At 65.9% G+C, this 12,594-nt stretch carries 14 protein-coding genes; 9 read left to right on the top strand and 5 right to left on the bottom strand.

What is annotated here, in order from left to right:
* Positions 1-263 precede the first annotated feature (263 nt).
* Positions 264-629: a DUF6188 family protein gene (locus tag D892_RS0135355; protein ID WP_156959836.1), complete on the top strand. Its 366-nt coding sequence runs from the start codon at positions 264-266 to the stop codon at positions 627-629.
* A gap of 265 nt (positions 630-894) precedes the next feature.
* On the top strand, positions 895-1,971 hold the full coding sequence (locus D892_RS0135350; protein ID WP_198037073.1) for a serine hydrolase: 1,077 nt from the start codon (positions 895-897) through the stop codon (positions 1,969-1,971).
* Positions 1,972-2,012: 41 nt separating this feature from the next.
* Here the strand turns inward: D892_RS0135350 and D892_RS48090 are convergent, their stop codons facing one another.
* A complete protein-coding gene (locus D892_RS48090; protein ID WP_063629988.1) occupies positions 2,013-2,459 on the bottom strand; it encodes a hypothetical protein in 447 nt (148 codons plus the stop codon).
* A gap of 188 nt (positions 2,460-2,647) precedes the next feature.
* Here D892_RS48090 and D892_RS0135340 point away from each other — a divergent pair, with 188 nt between their 5' ends.
* The 6 genes from D892_RS0135340 to D892_RS0135310 all read left to right on the top strand — a co-directional run bounded on the left by D892_RS0135340 (position 2,648) and on the right by D892_RS0135310 (position 8,056).
* The gene (locus D892_RS0135340; protein ID WP_024805780.1) at positions 2,648-3,496 is read left to right on the top strand and encodes an SDR family oxidoreductase; all 849 of its coding nucleotides are present in this window, start codon (positions 2,648-2,650) and stop codon (positions 3,494-3,496) included.
* Positions 3,497-3,727: 231 nt separating this feature from the next.
* A complete protein-coding gene (locus D892_RS0135330; protein ID WP_051499315.1) occupies positions 3,728-4,795 on the top strand; it encodes a hypothetical protein in 1,068 nt (355 codons plus the stop codon).
* 333 nt (positions 4,796-5,128) lie between these two features.
* Positions 5,129-5,890, top strand: coding sequence for an SAM-dependent methyltransferase (locus D892_RS0135325; RefSeq protein WP_232236241.1), 762 nt, complete (start codon positions 5,129-5,131; stop codon positions 5,888-5,890).
* Between the two features lie 103 nt (positions 5,891-5,993).
* Positions 5,994-6,467 (top strand): hypothetical protein, encoded by a 474-nt coding sequence (locus D892_RS0135320; protein ID WP_024805777.1) that lies wholly within the window; start codon positions 5,994-5,996, stop codon positions 6,465-6,467.
* 54 nt (positions 6,468-6,521) lie between these two features.
* On the top strand, positions 6,522-7,220 hold the full coding sequence (locus tag D892_RS0135315) for an ABC transporter ATP-binding protein (RefSeq protein ID WP_232236240.1): 699 nt from the start codon (positions 6,522-6,524) through the stop codon (positions 7,218-7,220).
* A complete protein-coding gene (locus D892_RS0135310) occupies positions 7,217-8,056 on the top strand; it encodes an ABC transporter permease (RefSeq protein WP_024805775.1) in 840 nt (279 codons plus the stop codon). Before D892_RS0135315 ends, D892_RS0135310 begins: the two co-directional genes overlap by 4 nt.
* Before the next feature lie 136 nt (positions 8,057-8,192).
* Here the strand turns inward: D892_RS0135310 and D892_RS0135305 are convergent, their stop codons facing one another.
* From D892_RS0135305 to D892_RS44230, 4 genes are all read right to left on the bottom strand, one after another.
* On the bottom strand, positions 8,193-9,506 hold the full coding sequence (locus D892_RS0135305) for a cytochrome P450 (protein WP_255360309.1): 1,314 nt from the start codon (positions 9,504-9,506) through the stop codon (positions 8,193-8,195).
* Positions 9,507-9,845: 339 nt separating this feature from the next.
* Positions 9,846-10,748: an aromatic prenyltransferase gene (locus tag D892_RS0135295; RefSeq protein WP_024805773.1), complete on the bottom strand. Its 903-nt coding sequence runs from the start codon at positions 10,746-10,748 to the stop codon at positions 9,846-9,848.
* Between the two features lie 153 nt (positions 10,749-10,901).
* Complete coding sequence (locus D892_RS47310) at positions 10,902-11,045, bottom strand: hypothetical protein (RefSeq protein WP_156959834.1); 144 nt, start codon at positions 11,043-11,045, stop codon at positions 10,902-10,904.
* Positions 11,042-11,314, bottom strand: coding sequence for a hypothetical protein (locus D892_RS44230; RefSeq protein ID WP_156959833.1), 273 nt, complete (start codon positions 11,312-11,314; stop codon positions 11,042-11,044). The genes D892_RS47310 and D892_RS44230 overlap by 4 nt, the downstream gene beginning before the upstream one ends.
* A 116-nt stretch (positions 11,315-11,430) precedes the next feature.
* Between D892_RS44230 and D892_RS0135280 the strand changes: the two genes are divergently transcribed.
* Positions 11,431-12,594, top strand: a complete 1,164-nt coding sequence (locus tag D892_RS0135280) for an FAD-dependent oxidoreductase (RefSeq protein WP_198037071.1) — start codon at positions 11,431-11,433, stop codon at positions 12,592-12,594.

The following is a 12,594-nucleotide window of genomic DNA, read 5'->3' as shown; positions in this document are numbered from 1 at the left end:
CCTGGTTCGCCGGCCGCCACAGCCGGTCGGAGGCGCGTCCGGTGGCGGACCCGGCTGGTCGCCCAGTCCCAGGCCGGGGCCTCGTCGCCGGCCTGGGACCGCCTCGCCCCGGTTGATGAATGACGGGGCATGAACAACCGCTGTCGAATCCCCTCGAGCACAATCGGAGTCGTCACGACGGTCGCGTTCACCCACCAGAGTGGCTGCCGCTCGTCGCGGTCGTGCTCGTCGGCATCCACCTTTATCCCGCTACGATCCCGGGCATGCGGTTACCCGTGGTCGGCCACGAAGTCCGGCGGAGGGCCGGCGAGTACGCCCTCGTTCTCGACACGGAAGAAGGTTTCGGCTTCCGCATCGAGGGGGCGTTCTCGGTCGACGACGACGGGCGACTCGTACACTTCGACCCCACCACCGCGTCCTGGGACACCGCTCTCGCCGAGTATCGATTCGACCGGATCGGCGCTGCCGGCGTGGATGACGACGCGGTCCTGCGGGTGACCTTCGAATCCGGTGCGGTGGTCGTCGTGCCGGCAGATCCCGAGCACGAGGCATGGACACTGTTCGGACCCTCCGGCTACCTCGTGGTCTCCTTGCCCGGCGGCGAATTGGCTGTCTGGGCGGCGCGGTAGTCGGTGAGGGCGGATCACCCCGGACACGAATGATCTTGCTGGGACGTCGGATCGGTAGAGTCGCATTCCCGCACGACAACAACCCGAATCGTGTGACGGTAGTGCGACACGCCGAAGTTTTCCGCATTGCGTGCACGCTCGACGGGGATGCGCGGGTCGTGTGGCGGGCAGATTTCCGGGTGAAGATCGGGGTGATTCCCGATTTTCGTCGGGTACCGGGTTCGTCAGGCTGGTCGATATGGTCGGCTGGAGGCGAGGATCCGGATTGGTTGCGGGCGCGATCGTGCTGGTGCTGATGGTGTCCTCGGCGGCCGCCGTTGCCGAAGGCTCCCGGATGACCCGATTGCAGCAGGGGCTGGATTCGATAGTGGCTGCTGGGGCGACCGGAGCTGCCGCCGAGGTCGACACCGGTGGGGACCGGATACGCGCGTCCGCCGGTGCCGCCGAGGCGGGGTCCACCGCGCCGGTGCCGCTCGACGGGCGATTCCGGATCGGTAGTGTCACAAAGGCATTCGCGGCAACCGTCGTGCTGCACCTGGTGGCCGAGAACCGGCTCGGGCTCGACGACCCGGTCGGCAGCGTGCTTCCCGGCGTCCTGCCGTACGCCGACCGCGTCACGATCCGCCAGTTGCTCGATCACACCAGCGGGGTCCCGGAGTACCTGGAGACCTTCCCGTCGCCGCGTTCCGAGGAGTTTCTCGACCTGCGTTGGCGCACGTGGACCGATGCCGAGTTGGTCGCCCGGGTGGCCGGCGAACCGCTGTCGTTCGATCCGGGCACGACGACCGGCTACTCGAACACGAACTATCTCCTGATCGGCATGATCACCGAACGCCTCACCGGAAAGCCCTACGCGGCAACGCTTCACGATCGCCTCATCGGGCCGCTGGCGCTCACCGGTACCAGCTTTCCGGGCACCGACCCGACCGTTCCCGGCCCACATGCCCACGGATACCTGCCTATCGGGCGGGATCGACTGGTCGATATCACCGAACTCGACCCGTCGGTCATGGGTTCGGCCGGCGGATTGATCTCCACCACAACCGATGTGAACCGTTTCTTCGGTGCGCTGCTGGGCGGTCGCCTGCTCCCCGCGCTGTTGCTGACGGAGATGCGGACCACCGTGCTCGGCTCACAATACGGTGCGGGGCTGGTCGCCTTACCGTTGTCGTGCGGCGTCACCGCCTACGGTAAGGACGGCGACGCCCCGGGCTATTCGACCTGGTCGTTCGGAACGACACGGAAACATGTCACCGTCTCACTGACCTGGGGTGGCGGTGACCCCGGCGATGCCGTGCAAGCGTTCCTCGACGAAGAACTGTGTTCGTTCGGCGGCGAATAGCCCGAGCGCCTCGCGGACGAATCGCCGATTCCGGTGCGGGCCTACCCGGTTCGCGTGTAGGTCAGGTCGAAGTCCGTGCGCCAGGATTCGCCGTCCTCCGCCAGTTCCCACCTGCCGGTGATCGTTCCGCCGTCCTCGGAGAAGCGGCCGGTGAACCGTTGGGAGAACGGTTCGCCGTGGCGTTGTAGTGTCCATACGCCTGCATCCAGGCCCATCTTGTAGATGCGCTGGACGTCGCGCTCGTCGGTGTAGAGCTGATAGTAGGAGCCGCTTTTCCCGTCGCATCCGATCACCGCTGTCCCGTCGGGCGCCTCGGGCATGTCGACCTGCCACCGCTGCACCAATAGCGGAGCCGTCCCGAGCCATTCGAATCGCACCCGCCCCGCGCCCGGCCATGGCGGCCCCTCGGGCGGCCCTGCTTGCATCGTCCACTCGCCGACGAGAACTTCCAATTGTTTGCGTGCCGCATCGTCCGTGGAAGCGTTCATCGCCTCACTCCTTTCACCGCGTACCCATACCGACGAAGCCGGGCGGCGAAATTCATCCCGTCCCGCCCTGTGATACTCGAGAGCGATGCTGCGGTCACACCGAAGGGCGATGCGGTCGCGCAGCCGGGACGGGAGGATCGGGGGAGTTCGCCTCACCATTCGGGTGGGCCGGTCGGAGCGGAGGGGTTATGAAACTGGAAGCCGGGCAGGTCGCCGTCGTCACCGGTGCCGCCAACGGGATCGGCGTGGCACTGGCCGCGGCGCTGGCGGGGCGGGGTGTGCGGGTGGCAATGGCCGATGTCGACACCGCGGCGCTGACCAAAACCGCCTCCGACCTCGGCGACCAGGTGATCGCCGTACCCACCGATGTGGCCGATATCGACCAGGTGCGCGCCCTCGCGGACCGGGCGCTCGCCGAATTCGGCCGCCTGGACCTGGTGGTCAACAATGCGGGGACGAGTGCGGGCGGACCCAGCTGGGAGGTCGCACCGGCCGATTGGGACCGGGTCTGGTCGGTGAATGTCGGCGGTGTCGTGAACGGTATCCGCGTCTTCGTACCGCATCTGATCGCCGCCGGGCGCGGCCATATCGTCAATGTCGCCTCGCTGGCGGGGCTGACGGTCGGCCTGTTCGGGGCGCCGTACGCGGCGAGCAAGGCGGCGATCATCTCGATCTCGGAATCGCTACGGGGAGAACTGGATCTGGTCGCTCCGGAGGTGGGTGTCAGCGCGATCTGCCCGGGGCCGGTGGACACCCGAATGTTCCGTGGTCTGGCCGAGCTCGCCGCGCCGCCGGAGGGCGCGGCGGCGGAATCACCGTTGCCGGCGGAGGTAATGGCCAAACTGGCGCCGATGATGGAGGCGATCACCGAGATGGCCGAGGAGGCACTGCCCACCGCTCGGGCAGCGGAGATCATTCTGGACGCGGTCGAATCCGGGAAACTCTACGAAACCACCCACCCGACGATGGCGGTAGCAGCACGGGAGCGAATCGACACCATCCTGGAGTCCTTCGGCACACCCGCTCGGGCGTCATGACAGATCGGCCGGCGCGCCACTCCCGAACTCGGTACATGATCGGTGTCGATGACCGGATCGGTTCCGCGGTGCTGAGCGAGGCGTGCTGATCGGGCCCCGCTGACCCGGCCGGCGATTCGATGTTGTCGTGCTGCACAACGTCATCGAATACCTGGATGACACTCTGACGGTCCTCCCGGGACAGCCGTATGCGACACTGACGCCGTGCAGCCGAAGCGTAGGGTTCACTTCGTGGGCAGCTTGCCCGCACAGTTGGACAGTCCAGAGAAGGCGATGGCGTTCGCTGTCGACACAGCCGGTGAATTCCTGGACGGCGTGGTTCCTGGCGGTGAAGCGGATCCATATCGTGCCCAGTGGTACATCAGACCCATCATCGACCGGCTCGACAGCATCCCGGCGCTGGAGCCCGTGCGGCGCGGTGATTGGTCGACGCTGCGTTCCCGCAACACTTTTCGGCTTCGGGCAGGCCGATCGCTGGGCGAAGCCGATATCGATGCCGCGCTCGGTTACGCGGAGGAGACCGGGCGTGCCATCGAAGCGTTGGTCGACATGCGCCGCACCGATCCCGGACTTCGCTTGCAGGTAGGTATACCGACGCCCTTTGTCATCGGTTTCATCGCTTTCGAGGCGCGGATGCTCGTGTGGCGTCGAGGCTCGGCCGGTCGTGGTGACCGAGGCTTCCCCTATTACCGCCCGATTGTCGACGCCACTGTCAGGGAGATCGTCCGTATCCATGAGGCGTTGCGGGGCAACGTCGTATTCCAACTCGAACTGGCTGCGGAGACGCTCCTCTGCGCGGGGATACCTGCGGGCCTGCGGCAGGGCCCGGCCACCGCGGCAGGTCGAGCGATCGCACGCCTCGTCGCACGGGCGCCCCATGATTCCCGTTTCGGTGTGCACCTGTGCTATGGGAGCCTCGACGACAAGCCGGTCGTGGCGCCGAGATCGACGGCCCCGGTCGTCGCGCTGGCCAATGCGATAGCGCGATACTGGCCTGCGGGGAGACATCTCGATTTCGTCCACTTCCCCATCGGCGACGGCAGACAGGCGCCGGTTCGGCCGCGGTACTACGCGCCCCTGGCACGCCTCGAATTGCCTGCCACTACGCGTGCTATCGCCGGGCTTGCGCATCCGACGCAGCCGCTCGCGCAAGCACGACAGGGGCTGGCGGCGGCGGAGTCGGCCTACGGCGGCCTGTTGGACGTCGCGGCCCCATGTGGCCTAGGCCGCTATACGACCGTCGACCGGGCGCGGTCCGCGGTAGCACACGCAGTCGCCTTGGCTGAAACCGATCTGTGAAACGGCCGGTGGTCACGGCGACCGCCGCCGTCCGGCGTCGTCGGTCCGGGCCGTCTCGGAGCCGACCGTGCGCCGGCAACGTCGCCGATGCCTCGGCCTCCGCTCGTCGAGTGTCGGATCGTGTTGTGTCGGAGCATGGTTCGTCGATGGCTCGGATCGAGGGGCCGGTTCGGTCGGGCGGAGCAGCGCCTCGTTCGGGTAACGCATACTCCACCACATCCGGGCGACGACAGATCTCTGGGGGAGCACACACCTGAGGTGGCGGTCGGCTAGGGTTACACCGTGGTCGAAGGAATTGAAGGGCCTACGCCGGAGAGCGACCGGGTGCCGCACGTGTTCGACTTCGGTGAGCTGAGCTCCGCCCGGGTGTACGACTACTTGTTGGGCGGAAAGGACAATTACGAGATCGACCGAGACTTGGCCTGTCAAATGCTCTCTCGCGCACCCGAACTCAAGACCTTGGCCTGGTTCACCCGGTGTTTCATGCGCAGAGCGGTCGAGATGGCCGCTGACGCCGGCATCCGTCAGTTCATCGATCTCGGCTCGGGTATCCCGAGTTCGCCCAATGTGCATGAGGTGGCTCGGGGGATCGAGCCGTCGGCGCGGGTGGTGTATATCGACTACGACCCGCTCGTAGTCTCTCATTGCGTCGCGCTGCTGGCCGAACCACCGGGTGTCGCAGCACTGCTGGGAGACGTTCGTCGTCCCCATGACATCCTCGATCAGCTGACCGACCGCGCCCTGATCGACTTCGACGAGCCAGTAGCCATCACGCTGGTCAGCGTGCTGCATTACGTGATGGACGACGAACACCCCGCCGAGATCATCGCCGCCTTCCGCGATCGGTTGGCACCGGGCAGTTACATGGCGGTCACTCATGGCTGCAGTGATTCCGCCCCGGAGATACTCCAGGTGCTCGCCGGCACCAACGATACCTCGGCCCAGGTCGCCTTTCGGTCCACAGCGCAGACGGAGGCATTCCTTGCCGGCTTCGAGTTGCTCGAACCGGGTGTGGTGCCGGTACAGGAGTGGCTCCGCCCCGACCTGCCGGACACTCGAATGGTCATGCTCGGTGCGATCGGCCGCAAACCCTGAGGATCCGATAGGACAGGAGTAGTCTCGGACACGCCAATTTGTTGGCCGACTGCACATTCGAGCGTGCATCAGGTGCTGTCCCAGTCGATCAGAGGATGAAAAAATGAAGACCCTCAAAATTATCGCTGGTGTCGTGTCGACGATCGCAACTGTCGCTACCGGCGCCTCGGTTGTCAATGCTCCCGTCGCCTCCGCCGCTCCCGGCGAGTTCCTCATCACCAAGGAGGTCCCCACCCTGGACGACCTCGACGCCCAGGTCGCGTTCCTGATCGAAACACCCGCCTCCGACGAGGCCAAGGCGGCCAATATGGAAGGCGGCACGAGGGCGGTCGTGGTTGCGCGCACCCTCTACAACATCGGCATGTACCGAGCTCCGCGCGGGTCGAACGAGATCACCGGTCCCGAAACCCACGACGGCAACGTGCACACCGCCATGCTGCGCAGCAAGACAGCGGGACAACCGGATCTGATTGCGCGCGTGGTCTGGAAGCGTATCGATGGTGTCTGGAAGCTGTCCAACAGCTCGGTGTGCGAGGGCGTCAAGGCCGTGGGGCTGGCGATGGCCTGCGATTTCTGACCGGCTGCGAGCACCGTGATCGAAATCCGTGACCTCACCCTGAGTTACCCAGGCGTGACCGTACTCGAGGTCCCCGAACTGACTGTGGCCGACGGGGCACTCACCTACCTGATCGGCCTCAACGGCACCGGCAAAACCACGCTGCTGCGGTGTATCTGCGGCGTCATCGCGCCTGCCGCCGGCACCGTCCGGGTCGACGGCACCCTCATCCGGGCCCATCACACCACACCGGCAACTCTCGGAATGCACCTCAACTACCGAGCTATCGACCCACGCCACACCGCACGCCGGCACCTACGCTGGATCGCCCGCGCTCGTGGACTACCCACCGGCCGGGTCGGCGACGTCCTCGAGATCGTCGACCTCGTCCGGGTCGCCGATCGCCGGCTGGGGCACTATTCGCTCGGCATGCTCCAACGTGTCGGCATCGCCGCCGCGTTGCTCTCCGAGCCTCGGACCCTGCTGCTCGACGAACCTCTCAACGGCCTCGACATCGCGGGCATCCGCTGGATACGCGAACTGCTGCGCCACCTCGCCGATGCCGGGACCTGTGTCCTGGTTGCCACGCACCTGCTCGATGAGGTCGAACGCAACGCCGACCACATCGTCATCCTCGGAGACCGGCGCATTCTGGCCGACCAGCCGTTCGCCCACCTCATGGACACCCTGGAGCCTGGCGAGACCAGCCTCGAAGACGCCTACCTGCGAATCGCCGGCCCACCGACCCACCTCACGTCCGGCGTGGCCCCATGAACAGCCCCGGTCCAGCAACCCTCATCCGCCGCGGCGTCGCCGCCGAATGGACCCGCACCACCGGGCGCAGCTTCCTGTGGACCGCCGCGGTCCCCCTCACCTTCGTGCTGCCGCTGGTCGTCACCTTCGGAATCGCTGCTGTCGCAGAACGACTCGCGACCCTCCCCGGACAGAGTTACGTGGCCACGGTCTCCACCACCAACTCCGTGTACTGGGTGATCACCTTGTCCGTGTCGGTCATGATGGTCACCACCGCCTACGCCCACGCCACCCAATGGCGCGGTCAGACAAGCGATCTCAATGCCTTCCTGTTTCCCCGGTCCTGGACGGTCGCGTTGGCCCGGTGGATCTACTACGGCGCCATCACGGCGATATCGACAGTTGTCCTGCTCGTCGTCGTCATGATCACGCTGCCACACCTGTTCCCTCAAATCTATGGGGCTGTGGACATCACGGACTCCGCCGGTATCCGGTTCCTCTGGACCGTCCCGAGCTACGCGTTCGCTGCATGTGGAGTGGGTGTCGCGGTCGGATCACTGATTCGCACTCCGTCCGCCGCCGTCGCCGTCCTCCTGTTCTGGGTCTATGTGGCCGAGAACTCCCTCAATCTGCTACCCCATGGGTACACCTTGCAGGCCTACGCCCCGTTCCTCAACGCCGTCGCCGCAACCGGCCAGGAAGTCGCCTTCCTCCCTCGCTTCGGCCGCACCGGATCTCTGCTCTACTTCATTCTTGTCGCCGTCATTCTCTTCGTCACCACAGCCGTCCTCCCCATCCTCATTCGCCGGATGTCCGGATATCGCAGAGCGACGCTCACCAAATCAGGCACAGCTTGAGCCAAGCCCTACGAGCCCGGTGCGTATGGTGCCGATTGTTCGCCCGAGGGTGCGCAGCGCGGCGATGAACGAGCCTGTCGACGGCACCGAAGTCCGGGAATCCGCTGCGAGGTCGTCACGGTTTTCGGCCGCGCGATTACCCAGAGACCGGACGAACCTCGAGCGGGAGCCTTCCGATCCCAGGGATCGGACCCATGGCTCGCGGGAACTTCTTGGTTGCGACCGGCTGAAACTCCCACTTCGACAGCAAACTATGAAGCGTCGTTTGCAGTGCCATCCAGGCATAATTGTTGCCGATACACATCTGATTGCCCATGCTGAACGGAACGAAGCTCCGGCATTTCGACCCGGAGTTCGAGGTCGACCACCGATCGGGGTCGAAAGTGTTCGGCTCGGCGAAAATGTGCGGGTTGCGGTGAATAGCGGCGATACTGTAGCCGATATCGGTTCCAGCGGGAAATGTGAAACCGTCGAGTTCGACCGTGGTGACGGTGCGTCTCGTCTGCAGTAGTGGCGAATGGGTCCGCGTGACCTCGTTCAGGAACCGGTTCAGGTAGCCGAGTTGGTCGAGGCTTCGGGGGCCGAGTTCTCCTGCGGCGGAGATCTCTTGCTGCAGTTTCGAAGCCACCTCCGGACGCTGGGACAACTCGTGCAGAGCCCAGGTCAGCGTGGCGGTCGAGGCGTCGATCCCGCCGAAGAGAACGGTCACGGCCTGCTCTGCCAGGAGCTTGTCACTACGGTGTTCATCATCTGACGGATTCAGCAGGATGTCGATCAGGTCGTTCCGGCGCTCACCGCTGACCCGGCGCGCGACGAGCAGCTCCCGGCAGTAGTCTCGCAGTTGCGTTCCAGCCGACAGGAATTTGCGGTTCACCGGCAACGGCAGGCTCGCCAGCTTCTTGGGCAGCACACTGCCGACTATGGCACCTGCGCCAATGTCCTGGATCAGACCCGAGATGAATTGCAGCTCCCCGGTATCGGGTTCGTGCGAGAACATGGACCCGAGCAGGTTGGCGATCACCACCTCCAACACTGCGGAACGGGCCTCGACAATCTGGCCCGGCCGCCACGAACTCGCCAACGCATCCGCGTTACGCTTTATGACGTGCGCGTAGCTTTCCAACTCTGTTCGATGGAACGCTGGTTGCAGCAGACGACGAAGATCCCTATGTTGCTGACCATCCGCGACGATCAGCGATTCCCCGAATATGAGACGGATGCGTTCGAAGAGGAGCCCTCGCTCGTAGGCGTCGGAGTTCTCTACCAACACCCTGTGGAGTAGTTCGAAATCGGTAATGACATAGACAGCGAGATTGCCGATATCGACACGTGCTATTTTCCCGACGCTGGCCAGATCCACCATGAACTGGACTGGATCACGCCACATTCTCCAACCGTGTCCGAGGACCGGCAAACGTCCGGGCCCGCACGGGACGTCACGAAGGTCCACTGTATCTTGCCCCTCTTTCAGCAGGTCCGAGGCCAAGGATTTCGGAGGATCTGATCACGATCGCTGAGGCCCGTTGTCGATCCACACATTACCTTAGCCTGGATTTTGCGCGACGGCGGGTTGACAAGTGAAAACGTCTGTCCCGCAGGGCATGATGACATCTGTAGTCAAGGCCGCGATCGCCTTGGCGAACCTCGACCGAAGCCCCCCCGGACAACCGAGACGGCGACGGCGGAATCGGTGCGGCGCCCCACCATGCCCTCGAACCGTAGCGGTGCACCGAGCAGGTCGCAACAGCGGGATAATACGAAAATCAGCCTGGGCCAGTCGGATCGGGCGTCAGTGCGATGGCGGAACCGCCGCATTACCCGGCAGCCGCACATCACTACCGCGCGGGTTGTAATCGGCCTGCACCTTGTAATACCGCCCGCGCGGGCCGTAGGCGACGTAGAAGGTGAACGCGTGCTCACCGCCGCCGGCCAGCGGCGCCTCCCGCACGAACCGCTCCAGCAACGGATCCAGGTGGACCGGGAAGTTCTCCGGAGTGAACCTGCGGGGGAAGCAGATCCGCTGAACGTCCGGTGCGGACCAGGAGAACGTCCGGTAGATGGTGTAGGCGTGCGAGCCGAGCGCGGCCAGCTCCTCGCCGGTGGCCGGGACGAAGTCGAGTTCGGCCAGGATCGTCGAGATATCCTCGGGCGCAAGCTGACCGGGCATGAGCAGCTGCGAGTACAGGTTCATCGTGTGGCTGACGAAATCGAAGGCCGCCAAGGCCAGATGGTCGCCGCCCCAGCGGGCGAGATGCTCGGCGTGCGCCCGCGCCGAATCGGGAATTCCGGGAAACGCCAACATGTCTCGCAGGCTCATCAACTGCGGAAAGGAGAGCCAGATCTTCTGAATTCCGGTGCCCACCGCGACGTCGACGCCGTACTGCACCGGCACCGAGTCGGCGACGGCGGCCAGCGCCTGCTCCATCGGATGCTTCGAAAAGCTGAGCAGCCCGGCATCGCGGAAACGTGCGACCGGGTCGGCGTCGTCGGGAAGATGTACGAACCGGACGTTGACCTCGCGCTCACCAACGGGCTCGGTGGTGGTACGCACGGAGATCAGCGCATCGGGCGCCATCTCACCCAGCACATCGAGAACCGGTTCCACCCGCGACGGTTCGTAGTGGGCCTCCGAGAGACGCGCGTACTCCCGCAGATCGTCCCGCAGCCGGTCGAGCGTCGCAGCGGCAGTCATCAGGCTCCGTCACCTCCACAGTCGACAGCTGCTCGGCGGTGAGTACCGCCGCGGCACAGAACGGTGTGCCCCAGGTTGTCCGGCACAGAATATCTCCGGAGGCAGCGTCGCGACGAGGATCCGCCGAGACGCGCCGTGCCGAATGGAAGAGCCTTATCGGGCCAACGGCGCGATGCGCCCGGTCTGCTGCAGCGGCACGAGGTGGATGCGGGCGAACTCGCGGGCCTTGTCGGTGTCCTGCAAGGGGATGACCGAGGCGGGGGTCTCGATCAGTGACATCATCAGCCGCGCGATCATTTCGCCGATGATGGCGAGGTCGGGGCCAGTCGGCCGGTGGCCTGCCAGCGCTCCAGGTGGTTCTCGACCAGCGGGCGGCATATGCCGATCGCGGTCTCGTCGGTGAGGAAAGCGGTGAGTTCGCCGGCGGCGCGGCCGCCGCGCAGCCGTCGGGAGTCCTCGAACATCGCGGTGACCGGGTCGGCGAGAACTCCGGCGACCGGCTGGAGCGTGATTCGCCGGGCCGCGGTCGGCCGAATCCGGGCGGTGCGACCCGGCGTTGCCCGCACGGCGTGCATTCGGATCCCGTGGCCGAAACGGTGTTTGACAACACCGCACCCGCGGACAAGGCTCGAATCGTGGGGGCCCGGTCTGCGAGAGGCTCCCCATGCGGTGGGAGCCTGCGATGGACAACCTCGAGCCGGAGACCTTCGTCGAGACCGCGTTGCGTACGGGGCGGGCGGTCGTGGTAGGTCACGGAATCACCGGACACCAGGTCGTGTACGAACTGTTCTCGGCCGGACACCGGGCGGCACGGCGGATTCGGATCCTCTGGGTCGCCGATCGGCACGACCGCCGGATCGCCAGCTTCGGCTGCTGCGGCTGGCACATGCCCTTCCTGAACGCCGACCCCCGGGTCGAGTCGTGGGCGCAGCGCTCGTTCCGGCGCTGGCGGATGCTGTCGGACTTGGGTTTCGACAACTACATCGCGCCCGCCGCGAGCGTATTCCTCACCCGCAACCGCCACCGCAGGCTCCCGGCGGGATATCCGGGCACCGCGGTCGCGGTGGACCCGGTCGACTTCCGCGCGCCCTACTACAGCCGGGCCACGCTGGTCGACGACGGATCCATCATCTCCACCTGCACCCTGATGCCTCGCCTGCACACCGTGATCGGCAAACTTCCCGGGGTCACCCCGGTGGAGCGCCATCTCGACGGCATCGGCGAGTTGCTGTCCCTCACCACGGAATTCGGTGCCGAGGTCGCCTGCGTCGCCGCCGGCGACCGGGCGCAGTTCCTGTTGGACGACAAGCGGATCGAAGGCGATCTCGGTGTCCTGCTGCTCGTCGACCGGAGCAAGGTGCCCGACCAGTTCCACCGGATAGTCCTCCGGGACGAGGACCGCGACTACGAGCTGACCTACAGCATCCCGCACCGGGCCTGCGGGCACATCTGCCTGGGCGGGGCATCCGGGCGGCTGGTGACCGAACCCGGCGAATACGACGAGCTCGCCCGCGGCGTCCTCGATCCGGCGCAGGCCCCCCGATACGTCACCGAGGCCGTCGAGGAGATCCGGACCAGGGTGTTCGAACGGCTTCCGATGTTCGGCCCGGCCCTCACGCCCAAGGGACCGTATTGGTACGGCGTCCGGCCCGCCGCCGAGCGGACGATCGCGGAATGGGTGCCGCGCAGCAGCACCGGGCGCACCGGCGTCCTGCATCTCGGCGGACTGGGCGGCTGCGGATTCACGATCGTTCCCGCATTCGTCGAGGACGGCCTGGCGATCCGCCGGCCCACGCCGGATATGGAGGCGTATCTCGGCCGGCCGACGCCGGTGCACTCCTCGTAG

This window comes from Nocardia sp. BMG51109, from assembly GCF_000526215.1.
Classification (GTDB): domain Bacteria; phylum Actinomycetota; class Actinomycetes; order Mycobacteriales; family Mycobacteriaceae; genus Nocardia.
This window is presented reverse-complemented; position numbering and strand designations above follow the sequence as displayed.